The 14,296-nt window shown below is 69.1% G+C and carries 15 protein-coding genes; 10 read left to right on the top strand and 5 right to left on the bottom strand.

All coding sequences use genetic code 11. The annotated features are described in order from the left end of the window. Positions 1–160: 160 nt before the first annotated feature. Positions 161–760: a TetR/AcrR family transcriptional regulator gene (locus AC07YZ_RS17940; protein ID WP_226494558.1), complete on the bottom strand. Its 600-nt coding sequence runs from the start codon at positions 758–760 to the stop codon at positions 161–163. Between the two features lie 346 nt (positions 761–1,106). Between AC07YZ_RS17940 and AC07YZ_RS17935 the strand changes: the two genes are divergently transcribed. Continuing rightward, positions 1,107–1,481, top strand: a complete 375-nt coding sequence (locus AC07YZ_RS17935; protein ID WP_226494559.1) for a TfoX/Sxy family protein — start codon at positions 1,107–1,109, stop codon at positions 1,479–1,481. Between the two features lie 34 nt (positions 1,482–1,515). On the opposite strand, the gene AC07YZ_RS17930 is transcribed toward AC07YZ_RS17935, so the two are convergent. Then, complete coding sequence (locus AC07YZ_RS17930; protein WP_226494560.1) at positions 1,516–1,995, bottom strand: DUF2917 domain-containing protein; 480 nt, start codon at positions 1,993–1,995, stop codon at positions 1,516–1,518. A gap of 116 nt (positions 1,996–2,111) precedes the next feature. Between AC07YZ_RS17930 and AC07YZ_RS17925 the strand changes: the two genes are divergently transcribed. Both AC07YZ_RS17925 and AC07YZ_RS17920 read left to right on the top strand, forming a co-directional pair. Continuing rightward, positions 2,112–3,155 carry a LysR substrate-binding domain-containing protein gene (locus AC07YZ_RS17925; RefSeq protein ID WP_494795715.1) on the top strand — a complete coding sequence of 348 codons (1,044 nt, stop codon included), beginning with the start codon at positions 2,112–2,114 and terminating at the stop codon, positions 3,153–3,155. Positions 3,156–3,404: 249 nt separating this feature from the next. Further along, on the top strand, positions 3,405–4,322 hold the full coding sequence (locus AC07YZ_RS17920; protein WP_226494562.1) for a DMT family transporter: 918 nt from the start codon (positions 3,405–3,407) through the stop codon (positions 4,320–4,322). 178 nt (positions 4,323–4,500) lie between these two features. Here the strand turns inward: AC07YZ_RS17920 and AC07YZ_RS17915 are convergent, their stop codons facing one another. Then, the gene (locus AC07YZ_RS17915) at positions 4,501–5,085 is read right to left on the bottom strand and encodes a 5-formyltetrahydrofolate cyclo-ligase (protein WP_226494563.1); all 585 of its coding nucleotides are present in this window, start codon (positions 5,083–5,085) and stop codon (positions 4,501–4,503) included. 99 nt (positions 5,086–5,184) lie between these two features. Between AC07YZ_RS17915 and AC07YZ_RS17910 the strand changes: the two genes are divergently transcribed. Together AC07YZ_RS17910 and AC07YZ_RS17905 are read left to right on the top strand one after the other, a co-directional pair. After that, the gene (locus tag AC07YZ_RS17910) at positions 5,185–7,158 is read left to right on the top strand and encodes a lytic transglycosylase domain-containing protein (protein ID WP_494795714.1); all 1,974 of its coding nucleotides are present in this window, start codon (positions 5,185–5,187) and stop codon (positions 7,156–7,158) included. 29 nt (positions 7,159–7,187) lie between these two features. Beyond that, on the top strand, positions 7,188–8,132 hold the full coding sequence (locus AC07YZ_RS17905) for a complex I NDUFA9 subunit family protein (RefSeq protein ID WP_494795713.1): 945 nt from the start codon (positions 7,188–7,190) through the stop codon (positions 8,130–8,132). A 174-nt stretch (positions 8,133–8,306) separates the two neighbouring features. On the opposite strand, the gene AC07YZ_RS17900 is transcribed toward AC07YZ_RS17905, so the two are convergent. Beyond that, on the bottom strand, positions 8,307–9,557 hold the full coding sequence (locus AC07YZ_RS17900; RefSeq protein WP_494795712.1) for an OmpP1/FadL family transporter: 1,251 nt from the start codon (positions 9,555–9,557) through the stop codon (positions 8,307–8,309). Between the two features lie 63 nt (positions 9,558–9,620). Continuing rightward, positions 9,621–10,199, bottom strand: coding sequence for a DUF302 domain-containing protein (locus AC07YZ_RS17895; protein ID WP_226494567.1), 579 nt, complete (start codon positions 10,197–10,199; stop codon positions 9,621–9,623). A gap of 222 nt (positions 10,200–10,421) precedes the next feature. On the opposite strand from AC07YZ_RS17895, the gene AC07YZ_RS17890 reads away from it, so the two are divergent. From AC07YZ_RS17890 to AC07YZ_RS17870, 5 genes are all read left to right on the top strand, one after another. Beyond that, a complete protein-coding gene (locus AC07YZ_RS17890; protein ID WP_068171315.1) occupies positions 10,422–10,748 on the top strand; it encodes a metal-sensitive transcriptional regulator in 327 nt (108 codons plus the stop codon). Between the two features lie 243 nt (positions 10,749–10,991). Beyond that, positions 10,992–11,681 (top strand): glutathione S-transferase family protein, encoded by a 690-nt coding sequence (locus AC07YZ_RS17885; protein WP_494795711.1) that lies wholly within the window; start codon positions 10,992–10,994, stop codon positions 11,679–11,681. A 27-nt stretch (positions 11,682–11,708) separates the two neighbouring features. Then, positions 11,709–12,602 (top strand): PhzF family phenazine biosynthesis protein, encoded by an 894-nt coding sequence (locus AC07YZ_RS17880; RefSeq protein WP_494795710.1) that lies wholly within the window; start codon positions 11,709–11,711, stop codon positions 12,600–12,602. Between the two features lie 44 nt (positions 12,603–12,646). Beyond that, positions 12,647–12,952 carry an NIPSNAP family protein gene (locus AC07YZ_RS17875; protein WP_226494570.1) on the top strand — a complete coding sequence of 102 codons (306 nt, stop codon included), beginning with the start codon at positions 12,647–12,649 and terminating at the stop codon, positions 12,950–12,952. 37 nt (positions 12,953–12,989) lie between these two features. Beyond that, positions 12,990–14,279, top strand: coding sequence for a multifunctional CCA addition/repair protein (locus AC07YZ_RS17870; protein WP_494795709.1), 1,290 nt, complete (start codon positions 12,990–12,992; stop codon positions 14,277–14,279). The last annotated feature ends 17 nt before the right edge of the window (positions 14,280–14,296 follow it).

The following is a 14,296-nucleotide window of genomic DNA, read 5'->3' as shown; positions in this document are numbered from 1 at the left end:
TCTCCTGTGGGGCGCGGACGCGCGAATCGACAACCGGTGAAATTTTACCTAAACGAAATCAATTTCACATTGGTGAACGAATAACCCCGCACCACACCCAGGAAACGCCCGGTAGCCGGTGGGCCGGCGCGCGGGGTGAGCGGGCATGCCTCAAAGGCCCTCAGCCTCCCAGGCCTTTTTCGAGCACGGCCACCACCTCGTCGGCAAAAGCGGCGTAGCTCATGGGGCCGCCCGGGCGCAGCCAGGTGAAGGTCCAGTTGATCATGCCGAACAGCATCATGGTCAGCGCGGTCTGGTTGGCCGGCGTCACGCGCTCGGGGTAGGCGCGTTTGAGGAAGCGGGTGAAGGCGGCCACCACGTCGCGCTGGCGGTTCAGGATGAGCTCGCGCTGCGCCTCGCCCAGGAACTTGGTGTCGGACACCAGCGCCACGTGGCGCGTGGCCGAGCTTTCGTATTCGGCCAGGAACGCGCGCACCAGTTCGTTGAGCGCATCGCGCTCGCTCAGGTTCTTGCGCTGGGCCCGCGCCTCGGCCTCGCCGATCAGCGCCAGCAGCCGCTGGGTGTAGCGGTCGAGCAGGTCGAAGAGGATCGCTTCCTTGCTCTCGTAATAGTGGTAGAGCCGTGCCTTGCTGGTGCCGCAGGCGGTGGCGATGGTGTTCATGCTCGCGGCCGGGAAGCTCTGGCGGGCAAAACACTGCGCCGCGACGTCGAGGATTTCGTCGCGCTTGAGGTCGTGGGTGGCGGATCTGGGGCGGGCCATGGGTGGACATTGTCCACCCATGGCCAGGATGGGCTCCCCCCGCGCCGGCCTGACGGCCGTCACCCCCCAAGGGGCGGCGCGAGTGGCCCGGCGAAGCCGGTTCCACCGCGCCCTGAAAACCGGACCACCCCCATCGCTTGCTCGCTGCGCGTAGCCGCTCAGCCCCTCAAGGGGCAACGCCTGCGGCCTGGCGAAGCCAGTTCCGAGGCGTTCTGGGCCAAGACACTTCACGCCGGACAGGCCACGCTCACTCGCGCGGGGTCTGTTGGCACTTTGCGCGGGCATGAGTTCCCTTGATCGCGCTTGGTGGGTTGGCACGTCGATTGCCGTTGACTACCATGCGCGCATGGCCACCAAACCCATCATCGATCCTTTTGTGCTGCACGCCTGCGAGCTGCTGTCCTGTCTCGGCTCGTGCAAGGCCGTGCGCATGTTCGGGGGCTATGGCCTGTCGGTGGACGGCATGAACGTGGGGCTCATTGCCTGGGACACCTTGTTCCTCAAGACCAACGCCGAGACCGAACCCCAGTGGCTGGCCGCGGGCGGGCGGCCTTTTCAGTACGAGGCCAAGGGCAAGACCATGCGCTTGCACTACCACACGCCGCCCGAGGACGCGCTGGAATCGCCCGCGCTGATGGCGCCCTGGGCCCGGCTGGCGCTGGGCGCCGCGGTGGCGGCACGAAAGCCGGCACCGCAGCGCAAAAAGTCCTCGGCACGCTAGCGGCCTTCTCGGGCAGGCGCTGGCCGCGCCCGGCTCACCAGTGCCCGGCCTCGTACGGGCCCAGCACCCGCCCCCGGCCGGCCGCCAGGAACTCGCTGTAGCCCAGCAGGCCGCGCAGCACCCGCACCGTTGCCACGCCCGCCCGACCCAGCGCTTCGCCGAGGTCGCGCGCGGGCGACGCCACTTCTCGGGCGAAGCGGCTGGGGGCCGCCGACGCCGTGGCGTCGGACCAGTCGAAATGCACCGGCCCGGCGTCGTCGGGGCGGGCAACGGGCTCCATGACCAGCCGGGCGCCGGGTGGCACGGCCAGCACATCGCCCGGGCCCAGGAAACGATCACCCAGTTCGTTGGGCGCGCCCTGGTAAGGGCCGCCCAGCGTCACCCACACCCGACCGCAGAAGATGCGCAGCACAGCGGTCTTCTTCGGGCTCAGGCTCATGGCGTGGCCGGGGTGCAGTCGCCAGGCGCCGATGGGTGCACGGCGGGCGGACAAAGAAGCAGCGGGATGTGACATACGGTTCTCCAGTGACAAAAACACGGATGCCATCTTCCCGCGCCCTTGTCCATGGGTCCAATGAAATGGCGGTAAGCTATTGATTCGGATACCGCATCAATTGATTGGACCTGCCCATGTCGCTTCCGGCCAGCCATCCCCGCACCCGCCCGATCTCCGCCGGGCATCTGCGCGCCTTTGACGCCGTCGCCCGGCACCTGAACTTCCGCGCCGCCGCCGAGGAGCTCTCCCTCACGCAGAGCGCGGTGAGCCGGCAGATCCAGGCCCTGGAAGACGAGGTGGGCGCCGCCCTCTTCCTGCGCCACACGCGCGCGGTGGAGCTCACCAGCGCGGGCTCGCAGCTGCTGCGCGCCAGCGGGGTGGCGCTGGAGCGCATTGATGCGGCCGTGCGGCAGATCCGCCAGAACGTGGGGCGCAAGAGCGTGGCCATCACCACCTGGGCTTCGTTCGCCTCGATGTGGCTGATTCCGCGCCTCGAAGCCTTCCAGCGCGAGCACCCGGACATCGACATCCGCATCGACGCCTCCGACGCCGCGATCGATCTGGCCACCGCCGACGTGGACCTGGCCCTGCGCTACGCCGTGCCCCAGGCCATGCCGGCCCATGCGATCCGGCTGTTTGGCGAACAACTCACCCCGGTGGCCAGCCCCTGGCTGCTCAAGACGCACCGCCTGAGCAAGGTGGAAGACCTGTCGAAGATCACCCTCATCGAAGCCGGCGACGCGCACCGCACGCGCCACCTGGAGTGGCTGACCTGGCAGCGCTGGTTCGACCACTTCGCCACCCCCGCCCCAGCCACCGGCGGCGCGCGCGCCAAAGCCGGGCCTGGCGCGGCCAGACCCAAGGCGCGGCTCACGCCGCAGCGCTGGCTGTATTTCAACTACGCCAACCAGATCGTGCAGGCCGCGCTCACCGGCCAGGGCGTGGCGCTGGCCCGCATGCCGCTCGTGGCCGAGAGCCTGGCCAGCGGCGACCTGGTCGAGCCGCTGCCCGGCATGCGGCTGGACTCGCCCCTGGTGTACTGGCTGGTGCAGGCACCGCGCAGCGTGGTGCGCCCGGAGGTCAAGGCCTTCTGCGACTGGCTGCTGAAAGAGGCCGAGCGCACCCGCCAGGCGATTGGCGAGGTGCCTGATCCGGATACCGTTGACTATATTGACTAACCCCCCTGCGCCGCTGCGCGACTTCCCCCCAGGGGGACCACGCCCTTGGACCGGCGAAGCCGGATCTTCGGCGTGTGCTGGGGAACGGCCCTTCCTCTTGGGGGATGTTTTTGCTGTCTGAGTTTTCCCCCGGCAAGTGATGGCGGTTCCTTGGCATGTGCCGGGCAGCGGCTCCCTCTGTGGTGCCGCGTGTGGAGCCTTGGCCAGCGACTTCTTTCAGGCACACTGCGCAGCTTTTCTTCCGCGCCCATGACCTCCTCCGCCCACCACGCCCAAGGCAATCTGCGCAGCATCACCTTCATGCTGATGGCGGTGGGGGCCTTTGCGCTCATGGACGCGGTGCTCAAGACCCTGTCTGCGCGCTACCCGGTGCTGCAGATCGCCACGCTGCGCGGGCTCACGGCGCTGCCGCTGGTGCTGGCCTACATCAGCTGGCGCGGCGCCTGGCCGTCGGTGCTGCGCATCCGCTGGAAACTGCACCTGCTGCGCGGCGTGTTGGGCGTCATCATGCTGGCGCTGTTCACCCGCGGTGTGCGCGAGCTGCCGCTCTCGGCCACCTACACGCTGTTTTTCATCGCCCCCCTGCTGATCACCGCGCTGTCGGTGCCGGTGCTCAAGGAGCGGGTGCCGCGCGCCCACTGGTGGGCGATTGGCGTGGGCTTTGTCGGTGTGCTGATCGCCCTGCGCCCCAGCGGCGAAGACCTGCAGGCGGGATTCGTCACCCTGGGCGGCCTGGCGGTGCTGACCGCGGCGCTGTGTTACGCCGTGGCGGCGGTGGCCGGGCGGCTGGTGAGCCGCACCGACAGCAGCGAAAGCATGATCCTGTCCATGATGGTGTTCATGTCCGTCGGCGGTGGCATCCTGGCCGCACCGCAATGGGTGCCGATGGCATCTGCCGATGCGCTGCTCTTGCTGGCCCTCGCGCTCACCGGCTTCGTCGGCCAGCTCGCCATCACCGAAGCCTTCCGCCACGGCCAGGCCTCGGCCGTGGCCCCGTTCGAATACACCGCCCTGGCCTGGGGCGTGGCGCTGGACTGGCTGGTCTGGCAGACCCTGCCCGCCGCCCACACCTGGCTGGGCGCCGCCATCATCGTGGGCAGCGGCCTGTACCTGGTGCGGCGCGAGAAACGCATCACCGAGGTGCACGCCAACGCTGAGCACCCGTAGAACAGCTGACGAAACCGGCCAGTGGCGGCAAAGGAAAGGGCAAACACCCACCTCCCAACCGAAGCAGGTGCCTGGTCCCAGGGCTCCCGTGGAACCGGCTTTGCCGGGCCACAGGGAGCGTCCCCCTCCCGCCGCAGGCGAGAGAGGGGGAAGCCGCGTCAGCGGCGCAGGGGGTGCCTCACCGCTCCGGCCACATCACCCCGGTGTCCGACAGGATGGTGTCCAGCGGCACGTCGTGGATCTCGGCCTTCAGGTCGGGCACGTAGGCGAAGTCGTAACCCAGGCCGACGGTAAAGGGCTTGGGTTGCAGGCTGGCCAGGGTGCGGTCGTAGAAGCCGCCGCCGTAGCCCAGCCGGAAGCCCCCCGGCCCGTAGCCCACGCAAGGCACGAAGATCAGCGTAGGTTCGATGATCTCGGTGTCCTTGGGCTTGGGAATGCCGTAGGCGTCTTCCTCCATCGGGCAACCCGGATACCAGGTGTAGAAGGTGAGCGTCTTGTCCACCTTGTTGACCACCGGCAGGCCGATGCGCCGGTGCTTCTGGGCGCCCTGGGCGTCTTCCTCCAGCCCCGCTTCCTGCCAGCGGAACAGCGCCGGCAGCGGATCGAACTCGCCCTTGATGGGCCAGTAGGCGCCAATGATGGCGTCGGGCCGCTCGATCAGCCACACGCGCATGACGCGCTGGAGCAGGTCGTTGCGCAGGGCCCGGTCGGCCAGCGAAAGACGCTTGTCGATCAGGTCCTTGCGCCAGGCGGTCTTCTGCACCGCCGCCGTTGATCCACCCGCCCCGCCGGAAGCGGAACTCTGAGCGTTTTTGTTGTCCATAATCAACCAATGAAACGGGTAAGCCTGCAACAGGAAAGAATGAAACGAGGGCTCGTGGCCATTATGGCCGCGCTCGTGCTCCCGGGCGCTGCCTGGGCGCAAGCCAGTGCCGACGCCGCGCTGATCGAGATGCGCGAAGCGTTTCGCCGCAACAACAGCGCGCAGCTCAGCGCCTTGCTGCCGCGGGTGCGCGGCCACGTGCTCGAACCCCTGGCCAGCTACTGGGAAATGAAGGCCCGGCTGGAGACCGCCAGCGCCCAGGAGGTGCGCGCCACCCTGGAGCGCCACCCCGGCACCTACTGGGAAGACCGCCTGCGCAACGACTGGCTGCTGCAACTGGGCCAGCGGCGCGACTGGGCCACCCTGGCCAGTGAGCTGCCCCACTACCGCATGAACGACGACCGCGAGCTGCGTTGTTACGCCCTGATGCTCGACGCCGTGGACCGGCGCACGCCCGCCGACGTGGTGGCCGCCCAGGTGCAGCGCCTCTGGCTGGGCCAGCGCGACGCCGACACCGGTTGCGCCACCGCCGCGCAGGCCCTGCTCAACAGCGGCCACCTTGCGCCCGAGGTGGCCTGGCAACGTGCCCGGCTGGCGATGGAGGCCAACCGCCCACGCGCGGCCGAACAAGCGGTGGCGATGCTCGACCCCGACTGGGTGGCCACCGTCAGCGCCATCGCCAGCGACCCCGCGAAGTACCTGGACGAGAAGATCACCGCGATCCGCCCGCGCACCAAGGAGCTGGTGACGCTGGCCATCATCCGCCTGGCCGACAAGGAACCCGCGCTCGCGGCGCTGGAGATGGAGCGCACGCGCTGGAAGGCCCAGCTCACGCAGGAAGAGCGCGGCTGGCTCTGGGGCGTGATCGGCAAACGCGCGGCGCAAAAACTGCACGACAACGCGCTGACGCACTTCGCCAACGGGCAGACGCGCTTCATGCACGGCGATCACCTGGCCTGGATGGCGCGCGCCGCCTTGCGCGCCGGGGCCTGGGGCCATGTGCGCGACGCCATCGCCGCGATGGACGAGACGCAGCAGCGCGAACCGGTGTGGGTGTACTGGCGCGCCCGCGCCACGCAGGCGCTCAAGGAACCCGACGCGCTGGCCGCCACGGCGCGCTCGCGCGAGCTGTACAGCGCCATAGCCTCGTCGCGCGGTTTTTACGAGCAGTTGGCGCTGGAGGAACTGGGCCGCCTGGTGACGGTGCCGCCCGCGCCCGAACCCCCGCAGCCGCAGGAGCTGCGGGCCGCCGAGCGCAACCCCGGCCTGCAGCGCGCGCTCGCCGCGATCCGCCTGGGACTGCGCGCCGAAGGCGTGCGCGAGTGGAACTACACCGTGAGCCTGCACACGCCAGGCGGCATGAACGAACGCGAACTGCTCGCCGCCGCCCAGCTGGCCTGCCAGAACGACTTGTGGGACCGCTGCATCAACACCAGCGAGCGCACACCCTTGGCCCAGGACCATGCGCAGCGTTTTCCCATGCCGTACCGCGGCACCGTGGTCAAGCGCGCCAACGAGATCGGCCTGGACCCGGCCTATGTCTACGGTCTGATCCGGCAGGAAAGCCGCTTCGTGATGGACGCGCGCTCCGGCGTGGGCGCTGCGGGCCTGATGCAGGTGATGCCGGCCACGGCGCGCTGGACCGCGCGCAAGATCGGCCTGACCGATTTCCGGCCGCACCAGATCGGCGAGCGCGACACCAACATCGCCATCGGAACGGCCTACCTGAAGTTCGCGCTGGACGACTTCGAGGGCTCGCTGCCCATGGCCGCCGCCGCCTACAACGCCGGCCCCGGGCGCCCCCGCGCCTGGCGCAACGGGCCGGTGCTGCCCGGCGACATCTGGGCCGAGAACATCCCGTTCGACGAAACGCGCGACTACGTCAAGCGCGTGCTGGCCAACACCACCAACTACGCCGCCATCCTGAGTGGCCAGCCGCAGTCGCTGCGCGCTCGGCTGGGCACGGTGGGGCCGCGCGCCGACCCCACCGCGGTCAACCGCGAACTGCCCTGACCACCCCCGACCCCATCAATGGCCCTTCCATGAAAAACATCCTCGTTCTGGGCGGCACCGGCTTCGTGGGGCGCCACGTGTGCGAGAAGCTGCAACGCGAGGACGGCTGCGTCACGGTGCCCACGCGGCGCGCCGTCAACGCCAGCGCCGTGCAGCACCTGCCGCGGCTGACCGTGATCGAAGCCGACGTGCACGACGAGGCACAGCTGGCCCGGCTGCTGCCCGGGCACGATGCGGTGATCAATCTGGTGGCCATCCTGCACGGCAGCGAGGCGGCGTTTGAGCGCACCCACGTGGCGTTGCCGGCCAAACTGGCCCGCGCCTGCGCGGCCACCGGCGTGCGCCGTGTGGTGCACGTGAGCGCGCTGGGCGTGGGCCTGGACGCGCCGTCGCGCTACCAGCGCAGCAAGGCGCGCGGCGAGCAGGTGCTGCGAGAAGCCGGGCTGGACCTGACCGTGTTGCGCCCCAGCGTGATCTTTGGCGAGGGCGACCGCTTCCTCAACCTGTTCGCCCGGCTGCAGGCGGTGTTTCCGGTGATGCCGCTGGCCGGCGCGGGCGCGCGCTTCCAGCCGGTGTGGGTGGAAGACGTGGCCAGCGCCGTGGTGGCCTGCGCCCTGGGCACCGGCCCGGGCCGGGGCAGCGTGGGCCAGACCTACGAGTGCGCGGGGCCCGAGGTGCTCACGCTGGCCGAGCTGGTGCGCCTGGCCGGGCGCCTCAGCGGCCACCGGCGGCCCATCGTCCCGCTGCCCATGGCTCTGGGGCGGCTGCAGGCGCTGATGATGGAACTGGCGCCGGGCGAGCCGCTGATGAGCCGCGACAACCTGGACGCCATGCGGGTCGACAACGTGGCCACGGGTCGGCTGCCCGGCCTGGCCGATCTGGGCATCCGGCCCACGTCCGTGGCGGCGGTGGCGCCCACCTACCTGAGCGCGTACAGCGGCCGCAGGCGCCTGCTCAAGCTGCGGCGCGGGTAGGATGGAACACCCCCGCCGCGCTTCGCGCGACCCCCTCAAGGGGGCGGCACTGGCCGTCCGGCAAAGCCGGCCCGGCGGTGCCCTAGGCGCAGGCATTTCGCACCGGAGAGACCGCGTCTGGCGGTGCCCCTCCGATTGATCCGTTTCCGGTCTATCACCCCGCCGGAGGGGTGCTCAAAATCGGGAGCCCCACTGGATGGCGATGGCGTTCTGGCGCATGCTCACCGTCTCGGTGCCGGCCAGCAGCGAGGGCCCGCTCACCGACACGCGCGGCGCGTGCATGAACGACCAGGTCAGCTCCGAACGGGGTGACAGCGCGTGGGTGGCGCCCAGCGTGAAGTGCGACTTCATCACCCCCGGGGCCAGCACGTTGGGCGTGATGTTGGCCGAGGTGACCGGGTTCTCGCTGCGGTTGTAGCCCGCGCGCAGCGTGACGGCGGGACTCAGCTGCCACTGCATGCCCAGCTTCACGACGCCGATGTTCTTCCAGCCGAAACCGCCGCCCGGGCTGCCGCCCAGCGGGCCGGCGGTGGCGGCGTTGCCGATCGCTGGCACGCCGCCGTAGCCGATGTGCTGGTAATCGGCCGCCAGCAGAACGTCGGGCGTGGCCCGCACGGCGATGCCGACGCTGGCGTTTTCCGGGATGTCGAAGTCGCCGCCGTCGGCGAACAGGCCCGCGTATGCCTTGAAGCGGCTCATGTGAACCTTGGGCGCGTAGGACGCGCCGATGCTCACCCGGTCGGAGAGTTTGCCCAGATAGCCCAGCCGCAGCCCCAGGCCGGTGCTGTTGGAATAGCCGCTGCCTGTGAGGTGGGCCGCGTCCACCGACATACCACCAAACCCTTCGAGGCCATAGGCCTTGAACATCTGGAACACCAGCAGCGGTGACACGCCCACGCTGTGGCGCTCGTTGAGCTGGTAGGCCACCGTGGGCGCCACCACCAGCTGGATCAGGTCCACGCCCAGCTGGCCCGAACCACACAGCGCGTTGGCCGGCCCCTGGCCACAGTTGAGCTGGCCCCCTGGGTAGCTGGTGTTCATGCCCCCGTTGCCGTACACCGTGACGCCCGCGGCCAGGTTGGGCGACAGGCTCTGGTTGTAGCCCAGCTCGGGAATCAGGAAGGCGCGCTTGTCGCTGCGCACCCGGGTGTCGAGCATGCCGCCGGTGCCGCTGCGCGACATCTCACGGTCGGGCATGAACAGGTCCACGCCGGCCTCGAAGCGGTTGCCCGCGAAGGCCGCGGCGGCCGGGTTGTTGGCTCCGGCGAAGCCGTCCTGCGCCAGGGCGGTGGCCGCGCCACCCATGCCCTTGGCCTTGATGCCGTAGCCGTGCGAGAAATAGCCGTCGGTGGCGTGGACTGACAGCGCGGTCGAGCCCAGCGCGATCAGGGTGGCGGCGCGCAGGGCGCTGATCTGGAATGTCATTGTTGTGTCTCCTCGGGTGGGGGTTGTGATCGCTGGCGGTTTTTTTGTTCGGGGTTGCCAGGGTCAGAACTCTCCCTTGGAGGCGCGCTCCATCATCTGCCAGATGGTCTCGCGCACCGCCCAGGCTTCTTCCTTCAGCGGCGAGGGCAGCTTGCGGCCCATCTTGACCATCATGTCCATGTTCAGGGTGTAGAGCCACAGGCTGCCGTCGTCGTGCTCCACCACGCTGATGCGGCAGGGCAGGTAGGCGGCCATGTGCGGGCTGAAGTCCACCATCCTGCGGGCGGTGCCCGGGCTGCAGTAGGAATAGACCGTGAGCAGCTTTTCCTTCTTGCCCGAGCGGGCTTCGAGTTCCTTGGACAGCGGCAGCACACCCACCTCGCGCATGTTGCGCTCCACGGCCACGAGCTTGAAGATTTCCTCCACATCCTTGGCGCTCACACCGTCCTTGACCTTGCGCTCCCAGGTGGTGGCCACGGCGATGTCGCCCTGGCCGTCCACCCAGCGGTCCCACATGCGCGAGGCTTCCCCACCCGCGCCGTCTTCGAGTTTGCCAAGGGTGGAGAGAGTGCCGCAGCCGGTGGTGGCCAACAGGGTGGCCGCCAGGGCCAGGCCAATGGAGAAACGCTTGCAGATGTGCATGGTGCTGTCCTCGTGTCGCGATGGGGTGGAAGAAATGCGTGACTTGATATTTCTCAAATCACTGCGCATCGGACGATATCGAAGGCCCTTGCTGACGCCATCGGTGACTACCCTAGGGGGTAGGGTAAATATCAAGACCATTCGCATCAGGGAACACCAGCGGACGCGCACGCCCGTTTTTTGGCAAACTCGGGGCCAGTCTCCATTCACAGGATCACCACCATGGCAGCCACTCCAGCGAAATCCCCGTCCAGCCCCACCCCACCGGCGCCCACGGCCGCTGCCTACCGCTCGGAGCACGAACGCGACGTGATCAACCGCCTCAAACGCATCGAGGGCCAGGTGCGGGGGCTGATCGACATGGTGGAAAAAGGCCGCTCCTGCGAAGACGTGGCCCAGCAGATGTCGGCCGCGCGCAAGGCCATGGACAAGGCCTTCTACCGCATGATGGCCTGCTCGGTGATGGAGGCGGTCTCGACGTCGAACTCCGAGGTGGACACCTTCCGCGAGGTGGAGCGCTCGACGCGGATTCTTGAAAAGTACGCATAAGGGGCTCCCCCCGCAGCGCTTCGCGCTACCCCCCAGGGGGCAACGCTGGCGGCCCGGCAAAGCCGGTTCCGCGGCGTTCTGGGATAGGGCACTTCGCGCCGGGGGTCGCCCATATCCCTGCGCCTCTGGTTGCTGCATCGCTGATCAGTGACCGTTTCGCTCGAATCAATTCCGCGGTTTTTTGGCATCAATGCGGTGCCGGCCAGGGCTTAGCATGGGCGTCCTCACAAGGAGATTTTCCCCATGGCATTGCAGCTCTACATCGGCAACAAAAACTATTCGTCCTGGTCCATGCGCCCCTGGGTGCTGATGACCCAGGCCGGCATTCCGTTCGAAGAAGTCATGGTGCGCTTCGACTCGTTCGCGGCGGACTCGGCGTTCAAGAAGGGCCTGCGCGGCGTCAACCCGGTGGGCAAGGTGCCGGTGCTGGTGGACGATGGCTTCGCGGTGTGGGACACGCTGGCGATTGCCGAGTACCTGGCCGAGCGGTTTCCCGACCAGCGGCTCTGGCCGACGGACCCGAAAGCGCGCGCCCGGGCGCGCAGCGTCTGCGCCGAAATGCACAGCGGTTTTGGCTCGCTGCGCAGCCACTGCCCGATGAACATCGAAGCCTCGCTGCCCGACACCGGCCGGCTGATCTGGCGCGACCAGGCCGGCGTGCGCGCCGACGTGGCGCGGCTGTGCGGCCTGTGGGGCGAGCTGCTGGCGGCGCAACCCGAAGGTGCCCTGCTGTTCGGTGATTTCAGCATCGCCGACGCTTACTTCGCGCCGGTGTGCATGCGCATCAAGACCTATGGCCTGCCCCTGCCCGCCGACCTGCAGGCCTATGTGGACCGTGTGTCCGCGCTCCCGGGGGTGAAGGCCTGGATCGACGGCGCGCTGGCCGAACACGACTTCCTGGATTTCGAAGAGCCCTACCGCCTGGGGCGCTGAGCGGTCATCGGGCCAAAAGGAATGACCATGGATGTCACCGTTCACACCGTCAACGCCTTCGCCGATGACCAGGCCGGGTCGGCCATCGGGGGCAACCCCGCCGGGGTCGTGCTGGCCGCCGACGGGCTCGGCGCCGACCAGCGCCAGGCGCTCGCCGCGCGCCTGGGGTTGTCCGAGACCGTTTTCGTCAGCGCATCGGCGAGCGCTTCGCGTCGGCTGGAATTCTTCACCCCGACCCGACAGATCCCCCACTGCGGCCACGCCACCATCGCCGCCTTCTGGCTGATGCAGCACCTGGGGCAGTTGCGCGACGGGGTGCACAGCAAAGAAACGATCGACGGCCAGCGCGCCATCCTCATCGAGGGCGCGCGCGTGGCCATGGAACAAAACGCGCCCACTTACACCGAGCTGGCCACGGACGCCCAGTTGCAGCAGGTGCTGGACGCCCTGCAACTGCAGGCCGACGACCTGATCGCCGGGCCGCCGCCCGCGGTGGTGCACACGGGCAACGCCTTCCTGGTGGTGGGCGTGCGCAGCCGTGAGCGCCTGGCCGCCATCCAGCCCCAACTGGAGCGGATTCACCACCTCAGCGATGCCCATGACCTGATCGGGTTGTATGTGTTCTGCCTGCAGCCCGACCTGCCGGGTCGCCACGCGGCGGCGCGCATGTTCGCGCCGCGCTATGGCATCGACGAAGAAGCGGCCACCGGCATGGCCGCCGGGCCGCTGGCCTGCTGGCTGCACGACCGGCTGGGCATGGCCCAAACCCGCTTCGTGCTGGAACAGGGCCGCCTCATGCCCCACCCGTCCCCCAGCCTGATCGACGTGTCGCTGGAAATCGGCTCCGCGGGCATTCAACGCCTGTGGGCCGGCGGCACGGCACGCCTGACCCGGACGCAGCAACTTTCCCTCAACGCCTGAAGAACCTCACCCCCGGCCACCGAAGGCCCGGGCGGACACCCACCATGATCACCTGCTACCTGCGCTACATCATCGACCCCACCAAGCTCAAGGAATTCGAGCACTACGGCAAGCTCTGGATTCCGCTCGTCGAAAAATTCGGCGGGCAGCACCATGGCTATTTCCTGCCCTCGGAGGGCGCGAACAACGTGGCGCTGGCCCTGTTCAGCTTCCCCAGCCTGGCCCTCTACGAAAGCTACCGCGCCCGCTCCTTCGAAGACCCGGACTGCCAGGCCGCGTTCCGCTACGCCGAGGAAACACGCTGCATCCTCAGCTACGAACGCAGCTTCTTCAGACCCGTGTTCGCCTGAGCATCACCGCGCCCGTCGGCGCCCTACACTTGGCGCCATGGAGATCTACCTTGTTGGCGGCGCGGTGCGCGACGCCCTGATGAGCCCCGAAAACGCCGCATCCGGGCCGTCCCACGTGGACCGCGACTGGGTCGTGGTCGGCGCCACGCCCGAGGCCATGGTGCAACAGGGCTTCCTGCCCGTGGGGCGCGACTTCCCGGTGTTCCTGCACCCGCAGACGCGCGAGGAATACGCGCTCGCCCGCACCGAGCGCAAGACCGCGCCGGGCTACCGCGGCTTCGCCTTCCACACCGAACCGGGCGTCACGCTCGAGGACGACCTGGCGCGGCGCGACCTCACCATCAACGCCATGGCGGTGACCCAGGCCGAGGCCGACGACCCGACCCGCGCCCGCCTGATCGACCCCTACGGTGGCCAGCAGGACCTGCGCGACCGCGTGCTGCGCCACGTGACCCATTCCTTCGCCGAGGACCCGGTGCGCATCCTGCGGCTGGCGCGTTTCGCGGCCCGCTTCCCCGACTTTTCCGTGGCGCCCGAAACCCTCGCCCTGATGCGCCAGATGGTGGAGCACGGCGAGGTGGACCACCTGGTGGCCGAACGCGTCTGGCAGGAGCTCGCGCGCGGCCTCATGGAACAGCGGCCCAGCCGCATGTTCGAGGTGCTGCGCGCATGCGGTGCGCTGCAGCGCCTGCTGCCCGAGGTGGAACGGCTCTGGGGCGTGCCGCAGCGCGCCGACTACCACCCCGAGATCGACACCGGCGTGCACCTGATGATGGTGCTGGACATGAGCGCGCGCCTGGGCGCTTCGCTGCCGGTGCGTTTTGCCTGCCTGTGCCACGACCTGGGCAAGGGCACGACGCCGGCCGACGTGTTGCCGCGCCACATCGACCACGAATCGCGCAGCGCGGAGTTGCTCAAGGACGTGTGCGAGCGCCTGCGCGTGCCGGTGGAGTGCCGGGAGCTGGCCGACGTGGTGGCCCGCGAACATGGCCACCTGCACCGCAGCCTGGCCCTGGGCGCCGCGGCCCGGGTGCGCCTGCTGGAGCGCTGCGACGCGTTCCGCAAACCGGCGCGCTTCGAGGACATCGTGCTGGCCTGCGAATGCGATGCACGCGGGCGCCTGGGCCACTTCGACGACGCCTACCCGCAGCGGGAATGGCTGCTCACGGCCCTGGCCGCGGCCCGCGCGGTGAGCACCCCGGCCATCGCCGCCCACGCCCAGTCGCTGGGGCTTTCGGGTCCGCAGGTCGGTGCCCTGATCCACCAGGCGCGGGTGGCGGCGGTGGCCGCCGCGAACGACCACACGGACGGCGCCGCCCCGACCTGAACAGCGGATCACCGCAA

It is taken from the genome of Hydrogenophaga sp. GW101-3F08 (genome assembly GCF_059424585.1).
The sequence above is the reverse complement of the archived record's forward strand: the minus strand, read 5'-3'. Positions and strand labels throughout refer to the sequence as shown.